General features: G+C 71.5%; 14 protein-coding genes. 8 read left to right on the top strand and 6 right to left on the bottom strand.

The window, feature by feature from the left end; translation table 11 throughout:
- Window positions 1-190: 190 nt before the first annotated feature.
- Window positions 191-394: a cold-shock protein gene (locus tag WH85_RS12080; protein WP_045741892.1), complete on the bottom strand. Its 204-nt coding sequence runs from the start codon at window positions 392-394 to the stop codon at window positions 191-193.
- Between the two features lie 513 nt (window positions 395-907).
- Here WH85_RS12080 and WH85_RS12075 point away from each other — a divergent pair.
- Window positions 908-1,219, top strand: coding sequence for a hypothetical protein (locus WH85_RS12075; RefSeq protein ID WP_045741891.1), 312 nt, complete (start codon window positions 908-910; stop codon window positions 1,217-1,219).
- 458 nt (window positions 1,220-1,677) lie between these two features.
- Complete coding sequence (locus WH85_RS12070; RefSeq protein WP_045741890.1) at window positions 1,678-3,771, top strand: HelD family protein; 2,094 nt, start codon at window positions 1,678-1,680, stop codon at window positions 3,769-3,771.
- Window positions 3,772-3,850: 79 nt separating this feature from the next.
- Here the strand turns inward: WH85_RS12070 and WH85_RS12065 are convergent, their stop codons facing one another.
- Entirely contained in the window at window positions 3,851-4,699 is an 849-nt protein-coding gene (locus WH85_RS12065) for a DODA-type extradiol aromatic ring-opening family dioxygenase (RefSeq protein ID WP_245673910.1), read from the bottom strand.
- A gap of 368 nt (window positions 4,700-5,067) precedes the next feature.
- Between WH85_RS12065 and WH85_RS12060 the strand changes: the two genes are divergently transcribed.
- Together WH85_RS12060 and WH85_RS12055 are read left to right on the top strand one after the other, a co-directional pair.
- Entirely contained in the window at window positions 5,068-5,940 is an 873-nt protein-coding gene (locus tag WH85_RS12060; RefSeq protein WP_045741888.1) for an ATP-binding cassette domain-containing protein, read from the top strand.
- On the top strand, window positions 5,937-6,536 hold the full coding sequence (locus tag WH85_RS12055; protein WP_045741887.1) for a hypothetical protein: 600 nt from the start codon (window positions 5,937-5,939) through the stop codon (window positions 6,534-6,536). Before WH85_RS12060 ends, WH85_RS12055 begins: the two co-directional genes overlap by 4 nt.
- Before the next feature lie 99 nt (window positions 6,537-6,635).
- On the opposite strand, the gene WH85_RS12050 is transcribed toward WH85_RS12055, so the two are convergent.
- The 3 genes from WH85_RS12050 to WH85_RS12040 all read right to left on the bottom strand — a co-directional run bounded on the left by WH85_RS12050 (window position 6,636) and on the right by WH85_RS12040 (window position 8,723).
- Window positions 6,636-7,388 carry a pyridoxamine 5'-phosphate oxidase family protein gene (locus WH85_RS12050; RefSeq protein WP_245673909.1) on the bottom strand — a complete coding sequence of 251 codons (753 nt, stop codon included), beginning with the start codon at window positions 7,386-7,388 and terminating at the stop codon, window positions 6,636-6,638.
- 353 nt (window positions 7,389-7,741) lie between these two features.
- Window positions 7,742-8,401 (bottom strand): lysophospholipid acyltransferase family protein, encoded by a 660-nt coding sequence (locus WH85_RS12045; RefSeq protein WP_052720357.1) that lies wholly within the window; start codon window positions 8,399-8,401, stop codon window positions 7,742-7,744.
- Between the two features lie 118 nt (window positions 8,402-8,519).
- Window positions 8,520-8,723 carry a cold-shock protein gene (locus WH85_RS12040; protein ID WP_045741886.1) on the bottom strand — a complete coding sequence of 68 codons (204 nt, stop codon included), beginning with the start codon at window positions 8,721-8,723 and terminating at the stop codon, window positions 8,520-8,522.
- A 437-nt stretch (window positions 8,724-9,160) separates the two neighbouring features.
- On the opposite strand from WH85_RS12040, the gene WH85_RS52870 reads away from it, so the two are divergent.
- Both WH85_RS52870 and WH85_RS12030 read left to right on the top strand, forming a co-directional pair.
- Window positions 9,161-11,335 carry an elongation factor G gene (locus tag WH85_RS52870; protein WP_045741885.1) on the top strand — a complete coding sequence of 725 codons (2,175 nt, stop codon included), beginning with the start codon at window positions 9,161-9,163 and terminating at the stop codon, window positions 11,333-11,335.
- 157 nt (window positions 11,336-11,492) lie between these two features.
- On the top strand, window positions 11,493-12,284 hold the full coding sequence (locus WH85_RS12030) for a hypothetical protein (protein WP_157410953.1): 792 nt from the start codon (window positions 11,493-11,495) through the stop codon (window positions 12,282-12,284).
- 342 nt (window positions 12,285-12,626) lie between these two features.
- Here WH85_RS12030 and WH85_RS12025 read toward each other — a convergent pair whose 3' ends face one another.
- Window positions 12,627-13,748 (bottom strand): lipase family protein, encoded by a 1,122-nt coding sequence (locus tag WH85_RS12025; RefSeq protein WP_169792435.1) that lies wholly within the window; start codon window positions 13,746-13,748, stop codon window positions 12,627-12,629.
- A gap of 108 nt (window positions 13,749-13,856) precedes the next feature.
- Between WH85_RS12025 and WH85_RS12020 the strand changes: the two genes are divergently transcribed.
- Both WH85_RS12020 and WH85_RS46925 read left to right on the top strand, forming a co-directional pair.
- Window positions 13,857-14,468, top strand: coding sequence for a TetR/AcrR family transcriptional regulator (locus WH85_RS12020; protein WP_045741882.1), 612 nt, complete (start codon window positions 13,857-13,859; stop codon window positions 14,466-14,468).
- A gap of 136 nt (window positions 14,469-14,604) precedes the next feature.
- On the top strand, window positions 14,605-16,566 hold the full coding sequence (locus tag WH85_RS46925; RefSeq protein ID WP_052720354.1) for a trypsin-like serine protease: 1,962 nt from the start codon (window positions 14,605-14,607) through the stop codon (window positions 16,564-16,566).
- Window positions 16,567-16,623 lie beyond the last annotated feature (57 nt).

Below are 16,623 nucleotides of genomic sequence, written 5' to 3'. Positions count from 1 at the left end.
TCCTCCGGCAGGCCCGCGCCGTGTAGTGGCGTGAAGGAGTTGACACTTCTGCCGGGAATCGCGTTCCGGCGGGGATGCGGATGTTTTCACCGAGCGGGAAAACGGGGGATGCGTTCATCCGCGCGGAAACAGTGGGAAAAGCCGAACGGCGGCCCGCTGAACCAGTCGGGCCGCCGTTCGCAGATGTTGATCAGAGCGGGCGGATGTTCTCCGCCTGCGGGCCCTTCTGGCCCTGGGTCACGTCGAACTCGACCCGCTGGTTCTCCTCGAGGCTGCGGAAGCCGCTGGCCGAGATCGCGGAGAAGTGGGCGAAGACGTCGGCGCCGCCACCGTCCTGGGCGATGAAGCCGAAGCCCTTGTCAGCGTTGAACCACTTCACGACACCAGTAACCACGTTCATGCTCCTTCGCGAGCTGTCGGGGGCCGCACTGTGCTGCCCCCACGCCGCTGCGTTGATCACCCGCGTCGGAACGACACGAAAAACGAAAAAGCGCCTGGCGGGTCCTCTGAAACCCAACAGGCGCCGATAAACGTCTACGGAAATCAAAACTGCAACACGGCAACCGTAGCACAGAATTTGTCGATCACCGTCAACCGGCGGTCACCGTTCACCGTGCGGCGCGCATTTTCCGGGCGGCACATCGGCGGGATCCGTCCGCCGCGGGGCCCGGCGACCCGGTCCGATGACCGGCGGCGGCACGGCTCGGGCGCAGCGCGCGGGTAGGCTGGTAGTCGATCAGTTCAGCAGTGAAACCCCAAAGACGATCGTCAGTTCCGATGGCCGGAATCCGGCAGCGCTCTCGTCGGGGACAGACTCCACGGAAGCATCCGCTCAGGCGCCGACAAAGCGCGGCAGGCGGCGATGTGACCGCCGGACCGCCGTTACACCGAAATCCCGGAGAATCATGTGACCCTGATGTCGAATGCGTCGACGCTCCCCCCGGCGACGCCGATCCTGCCCGCCAAGACCCTCCGGGAGAAGGAGACCGCCAGTTTCCATGCCGCCCTGGCGGGTGTCCTGACCGCCGGACTGCGGGACGCGCTCGCAGCGGGCGACCACCCGAGGGCGATCGGTCTCATCAACCGGGGCTTCGCCGAGGGCAGCCCGCAACTGGGCTGCGACCTGCTCTGTCAGGCGATGGCGAGCGTGGGACCGGCCCGCACCTGGACGGTCCAGCTGGCACCACTTGCCCAGGCGCGGCAACGGTCCGTGGCGTGAGCAGGGGCGCCGTGTTCCGGCGTGAGGGCCCCACCACCACGGAAACCGGCGACGCCGCCGGCTGAACGCGGGGGCGGGAAGCTCGGGCGGTCAGGTGCCGTCCCGGCGGCGAGGAGACGTTCGCCGCCGGGTTCACGCGGGAGACCGCGGCCCGGGTTCACGCGGGAGACCGCGGCCCGGGTTCACGCGGGAGATCGCCGCCCGGGTTCCTCGGCGGCGATCGTTTCCGCCCGTCGGCCCTCGGCCACTGTTCCTGGGCGCAGAATGGCGCCGCCCGCGTCATCCCGCCGAGTGGATAACAGCGCCGAGAACAGGCGTGGCGCCGATTGTCAAGAATGAAATACAGGGCGCGAGATCAGCATCGGAGCGCTGAAGGCAAGCAGGTGAGACAACACCCTCTCCCGTTGGGAATCCGCCGTTTGATTTCCTAGCATTGCGCGGCGGAGGTGCTCTGAATAATGAGTCGTGATGCTGAGGAAAACGCGATCGCCGAGGAACAGGCGTTTCTCGACGCGGCGCTCGCCCGGCGGGACCGGGTCGCCGCGGATCTGACCGCCGCACTCGCGGCGCCCGCCACGGACGACGTGGCCCGGGCACGGCTGCGGACACTCGCACGGCAGCACGAGGAGATCACACGGGCCCGCGACGGCCTCGTCTTCGGGCGCATCGACGGCCTCGACGGCACGGTCCGTCACATCGGCCGGATCGGGCTGCGCGACGACGACGAGCAGGCGGACCCGCTGGTGCTGGACTGGCGGGCCGAGGCGGCCCGGCCGTTCTACACCGCGACGCCGGTCGACGCCCAGGGTCTGGTCCGGCGCCGGCACATCCGCACCACCGGCTCGGTGGTGACCGGTGTGGACGACGAACCCCTGGACGGCGCGTCCACCACCGAACTGGTCGGGGAAGCCGCCCTGCTCGCGGCACTGGACCAACGGCGTACCGGGAAGATGTCGACGTCGATCTCCACCCTGCAGCGCGAGCAGGACGACATCATCCGGGCCGGCGCGTCCGGACCGCTGATCGTGCAGGGCGGTCCGGGAACGGGCAAGACGGTGGTCGCCCTGCACCGGGTCGCATACCTGCTGTTCACCCATCGGCGGATGGCCGAGCAGGCGGTGCTGCTGCTCGGACCGTCGCCGCGGTTCCTCGACTACATCGCGCAGGTGCTGCCGGCCCTGGGGGAGACCGCCGCGGTCTCCGCGACCTGCGACACCCTGTTTCCCGGCGTCACGGTGGAACGCGACGAACCCCGCGAGGTGTCCGAGATCAAGGGCCGCGCGCTGTGGCAGCCGATGCTGCAGCGGTACGTCCGGGCGCTGCACCCACGGCCCCGGGACCTGACCCTGCGCTGGGAGGGCGAGGCGTACGTGATCGGGGAGCCGGCCGTGGCCGCCGCCCTCACCTCGGCGACGTCCGGTCGCCCGTACCATCGGGCCCGCGCCGCCTTCGCCGAGCAGGTGCATCAGCTCCTGGCCGACGCCGTCGCGCAACGGCGTGCCGACCTGCTCGACGAGATGGAGGAGGGCCTCGAGGAACTACTGGCACGGTTCGACCGCCGGGCGAAGACGCGCGTCGACCCGGACCGGCACGCCGGCAGCGACGTCGACGGGCAGATGTCCGACGACGAGATCGACGAGCTGCGCGAGCGGATCGCCGACAGCGCCGCCGTCGCCGCGTTCCTCGAAACCTGGTGGCCGTCCCGGGACCCCGCGACGGCCCTGCGGCGCCTGCTCGGCGACGCACCGCTGATGCTGCGCCTCACCCCGGACCTGTCCGAGGCCGAGGCCGCACTGGTGGCCGCCGAACCGGACCCCTGGGCGTCCAGCGACATCCCGCTGCTCGACGCGGTCGCGGACCTGCTCGGCGACGTCGCGGCACCCGAACAGCAGGGCGAGTTCACGGCCGACCGTGCCCGGCGGCAGCGCGCCTGGGTGTACGGCCACGTCGTCGTCGACGAGGCGCAGGAACTGTCGGACATGCAGTGGCACATGGTGCTGCGCCGCTGCCCCAGCCGGTCGATCACCGCGGTCGGTGACATCGACCAGACCGAGGCGTCGCACCGGCACACCAGCTGGGCGGAGGCGGTCGCGGCGACGATGGGGGAGCGGTGGACCGCCGCCGAACTCACCATCTGCTACCGCACGCCGCGTGAGGTGATGGAACTGACCGGCCCGGTGCTCGCGAAGGCCGGGAGCCGCAACGCCCCGCCGCGGGCGGTCCGGTCCTCCGGCATCGACCCGTGGGAGCTGGCCGTCGCCGAGACCGCCATGCCCGCCGCTGTCGAAGCCGCCGTCGCGGAGCTGCGGCAACGGTGGGAGGGCGGATCGGTCGGGGTTGTCGCGCCGGTCACGCGTACCGCGGCGCTGCGCGACCTGCTCCCCGGCCTGCCGGTGCTGACCGCCACGCAGGCCAAGGGCCTGGAGTGGGATGCGGCGCTGGTCGTCGACCCGGACGGCATCGCCGCCGAACCGCGAGGCTGGAACGGCCTCTACGTCGCGCTCACCCGCTGCACCCAGGAGCTGGGCCGGATCCTGCCCACCCCGGTCTGACCCCTTTTTCACGGTACGGCGGGCAGACGGCGGCACCGGTTCAGGCGGTGCCGCCGCCGCCGGCCGGAAGGCGACCGGCTCAGTCGATGCGGAACGAGCGGATCGAGTTGCCGAACGTGATGCGCTCGATGGCGGACGTGGCCGTCGTCGGGTCGTCGGCGGCACCGACCGCGAGCAGCAACGGCACGTAGTGGTCGGCGGTCGGATGGGCGACGTCCGCGCCCGGCGCCTTGGCCCGGTAGTCGGTGAGCGCGTCGACGTCGCCGCGGGTGACCGCGTCGGCGGCCCACTCGTCGAACGCGGCGGTGTGCCCGGCCAGCCGCGGGTTGCGCATGACGGCGAAGCTGTGCGTCATGAAACCCGAGCCGATCACCAGGACACCCTCCTCGCGCAGGGCCCGCAGGCGACGGCCGAGGGCGAGCAGCGCCTGCGGTTCCAGGCTGGGCATCGACACCTGCACGACGGGCACGTCCGCGGCGGGATACATCGCCATCAGCGGGATGAACGCGCCGTGGTCGAGCCCGCGGTTCACGAACTGGTGCACGGGACCGCCGGTGCCCAGGACGCCGGCGACGCGGTGGGCGAGGTCGGTGGCGTCCGGCGTCGCGTACGGCAAAGTGTAGTAACGGGGGTGGAAGCCCCCGAAGTCGTAGAAGAGCGGGGTGCCGGCGGCGGACGCGGACAGCGCGGCCGGGGCGTTCTCCCAGTGGGCCGAGACCACGACGATGGCCCGCGGCTTGGGCATCGACTGCCCCCAGGCGAACAGGTCGTCCAGCCACTGCGGGTCGTCGAGCGTCGGCGGCGCGCCGTGGCTGACGAACAGGGTGGGCATGGTCCCGTCGGCCTGCTCCCAGACGCGCTGCTCGCGGGCCGCGGGCAGCACCCGGGCCAGCAGGTCGTCGTAGGCGCCGGCCGGAGTGTCGGACATGAGCATGATCGGACCTCGGTTCTCAGCGGCGCTCGATGACCCCCAATGTAGGACCAGTTTACTTAAACATGCAAGCGTTAGTGACGTGCGGTTCAGTCAAGCGTTGAAGTCATGGAGCGCCGGCCGTCTTTCGCTGGTCCTGGTCGCCGGCACCGACGCCGACGGCAACCTCGACGTCTCCCCGCGCGGCGGCCCCAGCTGCGGATGCCGGAGCCTACGATCGCCGACATCGAGCAGACCGAGGCCGACGCGATCAAGTAGCGGTACGAGTAGCGGGTACGTGCCAACTCCGCTCCGGGGGTCCCGCCCCCGAAACTGATCATGGCATCATCGGCGCTCCCGTCCGCCGACCCCCCCCAGGGAGCGCCGTGATCGAAGTCCGGGAACTGACGAAGTCGTACGGCGGGGTGGACGCCGTCCGTGACCTGTCGTTCACCGCCGCGCCCGGCCGGGTCACCGGGCTGCTCGGGCTCAACGGTTCGGGCAAGAGCACCACCCTGCGGATCCTGCTCGGGCTGAGCCGCGCCACCGGCGGAGCCGCGCTGATCAACGGCCACCGGTACCGGGACCTGAGGAAACCGCTGCACGAGGTCGGGGCGGTGATGGAACAGGGCCTGAGCCATCCGGGCCAGACCGGCCGCGCCCACCTGATCACCCAGTCGCTGCTCGGCGGTACGCCCCGCAACCGGGTCGACGAACTGCTGGAGTTCGTCGGGCTGGGCGACGCCGGGCGCCAGCTCACCGGCGAGTACTCGCTCGGCATGCGCCAGCGCCTGGCGGTGGCTACCGCGCTGCTCGGCGAGCCGAACGTGCTGGTCCTCGACGAGCCGGCCAACGGCCTCGACCCGGCCGGCATGGCGTGGCTGCGCGGCCTGCTGCGCGAGCACGCCGCGGCCGGCGGCACGGTGCTGATCTCCAGTCATCTGCTCGGCGAGCTGGAGCTGATGGTCGACGACGTGGTGATCATCGCGGACGGCCGGCTCCGGACGGCGTCGCCGCTGGCCGACCTGTTCGGCGGGAACCACCTGCGGGTCCGCGGCGGCGACGACGAGATGCTCGCGAAGGCCTTCACCGAACACGGCGCGACGGTCACCACCGACGGCCGCACGCTGCTGGTCACCGGCCTCACCCCGGAACAGGCCGGCGACATCGCCCTGCAGGCGCAGGTGCCCGTCTACGAACTCGTCGCGCAGACCCAGCACCTCGAGGACATCTTCCTGAACCTCGCGGAGGCATCATGATCGCGGTCCTGCGCAGTGAACTGCACCGCAGCCTGTCGATCCGCTCGTCGTGGATCATCCTGGCGCTGTTCGCCGGGCTGGCGGCGTTCACCGGATGGCTCAGCGAGGACTTCTGGACCCTCTTCGCCGGCCTGGGCGCCTTCGGCATCGCCATCGTGCTCACCTCCCAGCACTACCAGCACCACACGATCATCCTCACCTTCCTCGGCCGGCCGCAGCGCCTGGTGGTCCTCGCCGTGCAGTGCCTCGTCGCGATCCTCTTCGGTCTGGCGCTCGGCGTGGTCAGCGGATTCCCGATCGTCGGCGGGCACCCCGGGCAGTACCTCACCACGCTGGCCGCGATCCCCCTGATCGCCGTCTTCGGCGTCGCCAACGCGACCATCGTGCGCCGCCCGATGTGGCTGCTCGGCGGCTACCTGGGCTGGCTGGTGATCGCCGAGGGCATGATCGGCCGGCTGGAGGAGCCGCTGCCGTTCACCAGTTTCCTGTTCGCCTCGATCGGCCAGCCCCGGTTCCAGCTGGCCCTGCTGGGCTGGACGGCGGGCTCGCTGGCGCTCGCCGCCTGGTCGGTCCGGCGCGACGTCACCGGTGGGTGAGGTCGGGACACCGCTTTCGGCGTACGCGAAAAGCGGTGTCCCGAAGCCGCCGCCGGAGGTCGTCGCCCGGCCCGCGCCGCTGATCGTCCGCGAACAGGGTCAGGAGGGCCGGCGTAGGGCGGCGATCTCCTTCGCCAGGCGGCGGTTACGGTCGCGCAGTTCGTCCAGTTCACGGTGCAGGCCGTCGAGCGCGGGGGCGAGTTCGGCTCGGGTCCAGCGGGGCGTGATGTGCTGCGGACAGTTCCAGTCGAAGGCGTGCACCCGAACGGTGATCACCCGTTCCACGTGCGCCGCATAGTCCGGGGTGGCGACCCGGGCGAGCAGCGCCGCCGTCCCGTCCCGACGGGCGTCGGCCGCTCGTGCCGTTGTCTCGTGCCGGGTGTCGGCTGCCTGTGCTGCTGTCTCGTGCCGGGCGTCGGCCGTCTGTGCTGCTGTCTCGTGCCGGGCGTCGGCCACCTGCGCCTCGCCGAGGATCTTGAGGCGTTGCCGGCCGGCGTAGTCCATCAGGAAGAGCGACACCCGCGACGACGCCCGGAGGTTGCCGGCCGACACGTACTGCCGGTTGCCCCGGTAGTCCGCCCAGCCGAGCACGCTGTGGCCGTCCTCGTCGTCGAGGACCTTCAGGAATCCGGGCGGCCCGCCGCGGTGCTGCACGTAGGGCCAGCCGCTCTCACCGGTGGTGCCCAGGTAGAAGCTGTCCCGCTCCCCGATGAACGCGATCTCCTCCTCGCCGAGCACGCTGCCGGTGTCCCACCCGGCGATCAGGCGGCGCATCGCGGTGTGGCTGCCGTACTCGCGCTGGGCGGCCATGACGGACGGCGTGTCGAGAGCGGTCAGGTAACGGTGCGGCACGGCGTCCTCCGGGTGTCGGTCTCGGACCGGACGGTAGCGCCCCGCACTTGACGATCAGTGAATCGCGCCGGACCACCCCGGCCGACCGCAACCGGACCGTCGCGCCAGACCGCCCGTCACCACGGTGGTGGTGGGGCGTGTTGATTACGGGCGCGCTGGACGCCCGAAGTCATCACACCGGTGGTGGTGTGTTGATTACGGGCGCGCTGGACGCCCGAAGTCACCACGCCCGTGGTGGTGTGTTGATTACGGGCGCGCTGGACGCCCGAAGTCACCACACCGGTGGTGGTGTGGTGATTACGGGCGTGGTGGGAGGCTGAAGTCATCACGCGGACCCTGACGACGAAACGTGTCTAGGGCTTGACGTCGCGTTCCCCGGACGCCACCGGGGCGACGGCGCGGAGTTCGGCGGTGAGCCGCGAGGACAGGGCCGTGGCGGACTCCGACGGCGGCGCGGGCGTGGGCTCGAAGAACGTCACCGTCAGGCGCGGGCGCCGCGGGAAACGGGCGATGTCCACTGTCCCGGAGACCGCCGCGCAGACGATCCGGGCCTGCGGTACGGCCTGGGCGAGACGCCCGACGCCGCTGCGGGCCCGCAACTGGCGGCCCTGCGACCGGCTGCCCTCCGGGAAGATCCCGAGACAGCCGCCGGTGGAGAGGCACCGCAGCGCGGCGTCCAGGGCGTCCGTGTCGGCTTGTCCACGCCGGACCGGGATCTGGCCCATCCCGTCGAGAATCCGCGCGACCAGCGGGTTCTTCCAGAGTGAATCCTTGGCGAGGGCCTGGATCTGCCGGCGGCGACGGGCGGCGTACGCGATCACCATCGGGTCCCAGGCGCTGTCGTGATTGGCGGGCACGATCGTCGCGCCCTGCTCCGGAAGGTGCTGCAGGCCGACCACTTCGAGGCGGCCCCACCAGCGGATGATCGGCCCGGCCGCCGCCATCACCACGCGATAGGTCAGGGGGATCCGGCGGGCGCCGGCGGTCGTGCCGGGGGAACGATGGTGCTCCATGAACTCACTCTCGACTGTCCAGGGCCCATGCTGTGTCACAGGCGTCAGGTCGCCTGATGATAGGAAACGCCGAGCGGCGGCCCACCGAAACAGTGGCCGCCGCCGGAGAGAACGTCGATCAGAGCGGGCGGATGTTCTCCGCCTGCGGGCCCTTCTGGCCCTGGGTCACGTCGAATTCCACCCGCTGGTTCTCCTCGAGGCTGCGGAATCCGGTCGTCGCGATCGCCGAGAAGTGGGCGAAGACGTCGGCGCCGCCGCCGTCCTGGGCGATGAAGCCGAAGCCCTTGTCGCCGTTGAACCATTTGACGGTTCCAGTAACCATGTCTGCTCCTTAGCAGGCTGTTGGGGCTGCACTGCGCGGCCCCGTGCGCCGCCGCGTTGATCGCCCGCGTCGGGAACGACACGAAAAACGAAAAAAGCGCCTGGCCGGGTTATCTGAAACCCAGCAGGCGCCGAAAACGTCTACGGAAATCAAAACTGCAACGAGCCGACGCTAGCACAGAATGCGCGTTCTCGGACGAATCATCGCCCGCCCGGAGTACGCCTGAACCGCTCGTGACCTCGGCCGACTGTTCAGTCGGCGACATGCCGGTGGGCGGCCGCCTCGGAAAGGCCGGCCCGACCCGGCGGGTGAAAACCGGTGGCGCGGGGGTGGGGGCCGTGACAGGTTGGGCGTGACCGGCAGTCCACGACGAGGAGTGACCATGCGAACGGCTACCACGCTTCGGACCCCTGACCGTCCTATCGTGGAGCCCCGCCTTGGCCCTGTTGAACCTCGGAATCGTCGCCCATGTTGACGCCGGCAAGACCAGCCTGACCGAACGCCTCCTCTACGAGGCCGGAGCCGTCGCCCGGCCCGGGAGCGTCGACGAGGGCACCACCCGCACCGACTCGATGGAGTTGGAACGCCGCCGTGGCATCACCATCCGCGCGGCCGTCACCTCGATCAGTCTCGGGGAGCTGACGGTCAACCTGCTGGACACGCCCGGCCACCCCGACTTCATCGCGGAGGTCGAGCGTTCCCTGGCGGTGCTGGACGCCGCCGTGCTGGTGGTCTCCGCTGTCGAGGGGGTGCAGCCGCAGACCGTCGCCATCTGGCGGGCGTTGCGGCGCATCGGCGTACCCACCATGGTCTTCGTCAACAAGGTGGACCGTCGTGGCGCCGGCGCCGACCGGGTGGTCACCCAGTTGCGGCAGCGGCTCGCGGCCTGTCCGGTGCCGCTGACCACCGTCACCGGCCAGGGCGAGCGGGCGGCCCGGGTACGCACCGCCGGATTCGGCACCGAACCCGTCGTGGCCGCGGTGGCGGAGGCGGACGACACCATCGCCGGCCGGTGGCTGACCGGGGAGCGGGTCCGCGCCCGGGACGTGCGGCGTGCGCTCCGTCGCGGTGTGCGGCACGGTCGTCTCACCCCGGTCGTGTACGGGTCGGCGATCACCGGCGCCGGAGTTCCGGAACTGCGGCGAACCCTGTCCAGCATTCTCCCGCACAGCGCCGAACCGCGCCCGCACAGCGATGGGCCGGTCCCGCACAGCGCCGAGCCGCACCCGCACAGCGCCGAGCCGCACCCGCACAGCGCCGCGCTGCGCCCGTACGGCGATGGGCCGGTCCCGCACGACAGCGATGGGCCGCACCCGCACAGCGATGGGCCGCACCCGCACAGCGATGGGCCGCACCCGCACAGCGATGGGCCGGTCCCGCACGGCGCCGGGAGCGACGGGCCGGCGGCCGGCACCGTGTTCGCGGTCGACCGTGACGACCACGGGCGGCGGGTCTGGATGCGCCTGTGGTCCGGGCGTCTGAGCGTTCGCGACCGGGTACGCCTGTCCGGCGCCGCACCGCAGACCGTCACCCAGATCGCCGTCAGTGAACCCGGTGGCGTGCTGGTCCGCCCGTCCGCCGTGGCCGGCCAGATCGCCGCCGTCCGCGGGCTGTCCGCCCGGATCGGCCAGCACGTCGGTGAGCCGCCGCGGCGGCACCTCTACCGGTTTCCGCCGCCGACCCGGCAGGCCCTCGTCGAACCCGTCGACCCGGCCCAGCGGCTCGCCCTGTTCGCCGGTCTCGCCGAACTCGCCGACGAGGACCCGCTCGTCGACCTGCGCCTCGACGAGCAGCAGTCGCAGGCGGTCATCCGCCTGCACGGCGAGGTGCAGAAGGAGGTCATCGCGGCGCTGCTCGAGGACCGGTACGGCGTCCGGGTCCGTTTCTCCGGCACCCTGACCGCCTGCATCGAGCGGGTGACCGGTACGGCCGAGGCGGTGGACCGGGTCAAGGAGCACGGCAACCCGTACCTGGCCGGGATCGGTCTGCGCGTCGAGGCGGGCCACGACGTCACGTTCCATCCCGGGATCGAACCGGGACGGCTGCCCCCGGCGTTCGTCGCCGCCACCGAACAGGGCGTCCGGGCCGCCCTGCGGCAGGGCCCGCACGGCTGGCCGGTCACCGACTGCACCGTCACCATGACGTCCTCGCAGTACTGGCCGCGGCAGAGCCGCCCGCACCAGAAGTTCGACAAGTCGATCTCCAGTGTGGCCGCGGACTTCCGCAACCTGGCCCAGGTGGTGGTGACCGCGGCCCTGTCCCGCGCCGGTACCCGGGTGTGCGAACCGGTCGAACGTTTCGACGTCAACCTGCCCCGGCATCTGGCCGACACGGTGAGCGCGCTGCTCGGCCGGCACGGCGCGGTCATCCACGACAGCGTCGTCACGGGTGGGGAGCGGGCCGGCGGTTATCTGGAACTGACCGGGACCCTGCCGTCGGCGCGGATCCCGGGCGTGGTCGCCGCGCTGCCCGATCTGACCGGCGGCGAGGCGGTCCTGACCGCCCACTTCGACCACTACGCGCCGGTGCCCGGTGACCGGCCGCCCCGGCTGCCGCGGCGCGGCCCGGATCCCGGCGATCGCGAGGAGTGGTTCCGGGCGGTGGCCCGCTGACTCGTACCGGCGAAAGGTATTGATCTTGAATAGCCGACCGGATGTGCCGCGGTGAATGCCCGGCCCGTAGCCTGCCGTGGTGTATCCGGTGACACCACCCTTTCCGTCCTTTCCGTCCTTTCCGTCCTTTCCGTCCCTTCCGTCGCGCCCCGCGACGGTGACCGTGGCCTTCGGCCTGCAACTCGCGGTGGCCGGGGCGCTCGTGCTGTTCGCGGCGGTGACGGTCGTCGGCGCGGTCCACTACGACGGCCTGATCGACGTCGCCGCGCGCGAGACCGCCGCCGCGGCCGCCGACGTCCAGTCGGAGCGCAGCAGCAACACGTTCGGCGCGACGTTCACGGTGGTGCTGGCGCTGATGCTGTCGACCTGGCTCGGCGTCACCGCGATCGGGCTGTACCGGGGCAGTTCCGTCGCCCGCGTCCTCAGCCTGATCGGGCTGATCGTGCCGCTCGTGCTGAACGTCCTCGCCTGCCTCCTCGGCAGCCTGGCCGTGCTGCTGCTGTTCGGCCTGCTCGCCGGAGAGCCCGAAGGGGTGGACGACTTCGGCGAGCAGGACTTCGGGTCGGGGGACTTCGAGGAGTGGGCGGGCGAACTGTTCTACGAGCGTCTGGAGGAACTCGACACCGAGGGCCTGTCGGTCGCGGTCGAGCTCGCCTCCACGCTCGCCGGCGGGGTCGCATTCCTGGCCGCGGTCACGGCCGTCGTGCTGCTGTTCACCACGTCCGCACGACGGCATTTCCAGCCGCCGGCGCGGGCATGGGGATATCCGCCGGCGCAGCCGTTCGCGCCGATGTGGCCCCAGCCGCCGGTCCACCAGCTGCCGGTCCACCAGCTGCCGGTCCATCAGCCGCCGGTCCATCAGCAGCCGGTCCATCCGGATTCCGGCGACCGGCAGCCTCCCGCGGAGACACCGGCCCCGCCCGGCGACCCGTCCACACCGGCTTCCTGACAGACCGCACACCAAGGATCAACAGCGAAGACCGATGTCGTAGCGGGGTGGGTGGTGCGGACCGTCGCTCCCGCCGAGGGCCCCGGAGAGCTTCGCCGGCCGCTACGCGTCCGGACCGCGAAGCCCTCCGGGGCGACCTGCGTGAGTGGTCGCGCCCATCAGTCCCGTGATCCACGGGACTGATGGGCACTCGCCGTGGATCACGGGAACGTGCCGTCGCCGCGGGTCACGGGACCGTGCCGAGCCGGCGTGGATCACGGGACGGTGCCGAGCCGCCGCGGGTCACGGGACCGTGCTCCGGGCGTACCCCCGAACGGGAATGACCGGCGGTGAGGGCGACCGTCAGGCGGCGAGGTGCGCGCGGGCGAACGCGATGTTGTGCGGCAGCGCCTGGGCCCACACGTTGTGGCCGGTGGCGTAGTGACGGTAGGTGACGTCCGCGCCGTGCAGCTTCATCTCGGTGACCTGCAGGTCGGTGAGGAACGGGAACGCCACCACGTCGAACCGGCCCTGGTTGACCAGCACCGGCGCGTCGAAGCCGCTGACCGGCAGGGTGGTGACGTCGCTCAGCACCGCCGGGAAGTCGCCGGTGCTGAGCGGCTTCGACAGCATCTGGCCGATCGACGTGCCCTGGGTGCGGGTGTTCATGTCGAAGTAGCAGAGCCGGTGCGCGTCGTCGACGACGGCGCGGCCGGCCGGCGTCAGGTAGGCGTCGAGGTCGAAGTCCGGGCGGGCGGTCTCCAGTCCGGCGAGGATGTACGCGACGTAGGTCGTGTAGTCCGGGGCGGGCAGCGGCGGGATGTACGGTCCGGCGACCGGGATGTACCCCTCGATCTTGGTGGCCGGCGCGTCGGCCATCGCGGCGGCGAGCCGGAGTTCGGGTGCGCGTTCGGCGGCCTTCGCCGCGGTGGCCAGGGTGGCGTGGCCGCCCTGGGAGATGCCGTTCACGACGTAGTCCCGCGACAGTGTGGGGTCGACGCTCCGGGCCGCCCGCACCGAGTCGATCACCGCGTTGGCCTCGGCGCCGGCGTCCAGGTACGCGTGTGAGCCCTCGGTGCCGATGCCGATGTACTCGGTGGCGACGAAGGCGAAACCGGCCGTGATCCACGGGGTGACGACGTTGACGTCCGCGGCGGCGGTGCCGTAGTCGTCGGTGTAGGCGCAGTCGTCGCCGAGCCCGGCGGTCACGTGCGCGTTGGCCAGGATCGGCCAGCCGCCGGCCGGTGGGGTGCCGGTCGGCACGTAGATGGTGGCGAGCGACTGCCGGGGCTGGTCGAGGGAGTTCTCGGTCCAGTACGTGATCGACGTCGCGGTGCTTCCGGGCGCCTCCTTGCCGGGCAGCGGTGTGGTCGTGACGACCGTGCCGGGGCGCTCGCCGGGTGCCGCGGCCGAGGCCGGCACGGGGGCGCCGAGGATCAGCAGTGGGCAGATCGCCAGGGGCGCCATGCGGCGGATGGAGGGCATCGACATTCCTTCGTCTCCGTATCGACAGTGGACCTAGAAGTTAGGTTAGGCGAACCTAACATGCCGCATCGGCGCACCCGGATCTGTACCGAGCGGTAGAGTCGTCCCATGAACGCAGCGACACCCGCCGCCGCCGGCGGCCGGCCCCGGGCCTTCGACGAGGAGGCCGTCCTCGACCGGGCCACCGAGGTCTTCTGGCGGCACGGCTACGACGGGGCCTCCCTGAGCGTGCTGACCGGGGCGATGGGCATCAACCGGCCCAGCCTCTACGCCACGTTCGGCAACAAGGAGCAGCTGTTCCGCCGGGTGTTCGCCCGCTACCACGCGGCCCGGGTCGCCGCCGCCCGCGCGGCACTGGACCGGCCGCGGGCGTACGCCGCGGTGGAGGCGTTCCTGCGCGCCAGTGCCGACGGCCTGACCGCCGACGACCATCCGGCCGGCTGCCTGTCCATCCAGGGCGGTCTGGCCTGCGCCCCGGAGAACGCCGGCATCGCCGGGATCCTGGCCGCCGGGCGCGCGGAGACCGAGGCCGCCCTCTCCGAACGGCTGATCCGCGCGTCCCGGGAGGGCGACCTGCCGGACGGCGCCGACCCGCGGGCGGTGGCACGCTTCGTGATGGCCCTCAGTGAGGGGCACGCGGTGCACGCCGCGGCCGGCGCCACCCGCTCCGACCTGCAGGCGTCCGTCGACATCGCACTGCGCGCCGTACGCAGAGATTGACATCGATTCTCCCATCGATCAGCCTTACTGCGCGCGCCCGTTCCACGGGCGCGCGTCGGCTGAACGACGGGGGAGCCGGGCATGCTCCGACGCATGCCGTCCGCTCTCCTGGCGACCAACAGGAGCGAATCAGAGAATGACGGGGATTCAACGCGTCCACCGGCGCCTGGCCTTCGTGATGGCGGTGACGGTGGGCATGATCGCCGCCGCCGCGGTACCGGCCTCGGCGATCACCGGCGGCGAGACGCTCACCGCCGGGCAGTACTCCTTCACCGCACAGCTGCGGACCACCGGCACCGACCGGGGCTGCACCGCGGTGCTGGTGCACCCGCAGGCCGTCCTCACCGACGCGGCCTGCGTCGCGGGCGCCGACGGGGTGGTCTCGGCCGGGGCGCCGAAACTGCCGACCACGATCACCGTCGGCCGCGCCGACCTGACCGCCACCACCACCGGTTTCGTCACCCAGGCGGCCCGGATCATCCCGCACCCGACCCGGCCGCTGGCCCTGGTCGAACTGGCCGCCCGGACGTCGATCGCGCCGGTGACGGTGTCCCGGACCGCGCCGGTCGCCGGTGAGCGGCTGGTGCTTGCCGGGTACGGCCGGACCGCCGACCAATGGGTGCCGGACGTGCTCAAGTCCGGTGCCGCCACCGTCGGCGCCGTCGCGGCCGGCACGGTCACCACCACCGGCGGCGTGGGCGTCTGCAAGGGCGACGCCGGCGGCCCGGTCCTGCGGCAGGGCACGAGCACCGTCGAACTGGTCGGGCTGCACCACGCCTCGAACCAGGCCGGCTGCCTCGCCGAGGCGGCCACCGGCACGCCGGAGGCGACCGGCACCCGGGTCGACGACCTCTACACCTGGGTCAACGGCAACGTGCCGTCGCTGGGCAGCACCTTCGAGGCGGGCGACCACCAGCCGCACTACCGCAACTCCACCGGTGCCGGCCTCGGCGGCGGCCACGGCGGCGTCGCCAACGTCACCGGCATCACCACCACGGCCGCGGTGCCGGAACTGTTCCTGGGCACCGACTCCCGCTCGCACAGCGGCACGCAGATGCTGCTCTACTCCGGCAAGGACACCAGCACCACGTCGTCGTACGCGTTCCTGCGGGCCTTCACCTACGGCAACGTGATGCTGCGCGCGGGCAGCGTGCTGTCCTACTGGGTCTACCCGCAGAGCAAGGCGAACAGCTTCGACCTGGCCGAGGGCGACAACAGCATGTGCGTCGCGATGGACCTGATCTTCACGGACGGCAGCACCCTGCGCGACTCGGGGCTGACCGACCAGGACGGTCACGGCATCCACCCCGCCAACCAGTGCGGCACGATGACCCTGGACACCTGGAACGAGGTCCGGGTCGAGGTCGGCGGCAGGTTCGCCGGCAAGGTGCTGCGGACCGTCATGGTCGGCTACCAGCAGGCCGCCAACACCGGCGGGTTCCGCGGCTTCATCGACGACTACAAGATCACCGACGTGGTGGCGACGGACAAGTTCAGCACCGGCCTCGGCACCGGGGAGACCCAGCCGACCTGGACGAACACCCTGGCCGGCGGCGTCTCACCGCGCGGCGGTGCGGCCAACATCGGTGGCGTCGCCAGCACCGTGACCGTCCCGGAACTGTTCGTCGGCACCGACCACCTCGGCACCGGCGCCGGCAACATCCTGCTCTACTCCGGCAAGGACAACAGCGCGACCTCGTCGTACGCGTACCTGAAGAGTTTCGGCCTCGCCCAGACCTTCGGCGGCCCGACGACGAAGCTGCACTACCGGGTCTACCCGCAGAGCAAGACGAACAGCTACAACCTGGCCGACGGCAACAACAGCAAGTGCGTGGCGATCGACCTGATCTTCCACGACCGCACCACGGACACCCTGTCCAACCTGCGGAGCTCGACCGCCCCGGCGAGCAACGGCAAGCGACCCCACCCGGCCGAGCAGTGCACCGCGCTGACGCTGGACAAGTGGAACGACGTCACCGTCGACCTGGGTTCGCTGGCCAACGGCAAGGAGATCGTCGAGATCGACTTCGGGTACGACCAGCCGGCCAACACCGGCGGCTACCGCGGTTTCGTCGACGACATCCGGATCAGCTTCTGATCCCCGCTCCCGGCGTGCCCCCGATTCAGAGGGTGCGCCGGGAGTTCACCCGGACGG

Origin of the sequence: Actinoplanes rectilineatus (assembly GCF_000962825.1) — a bacterium.
GTDB classification, from domain to species: Bacteria; Actinomycetota; Actinomycetes; order Mycobacteriales; family Micromonosporaceae; genus Actinoplanes; species Actinoplanes rectilineatus.
Note: the sequence above shows the minus strand (reverse complement) of the source record. Positions and strands in the feature narration are given on the sequence as shown.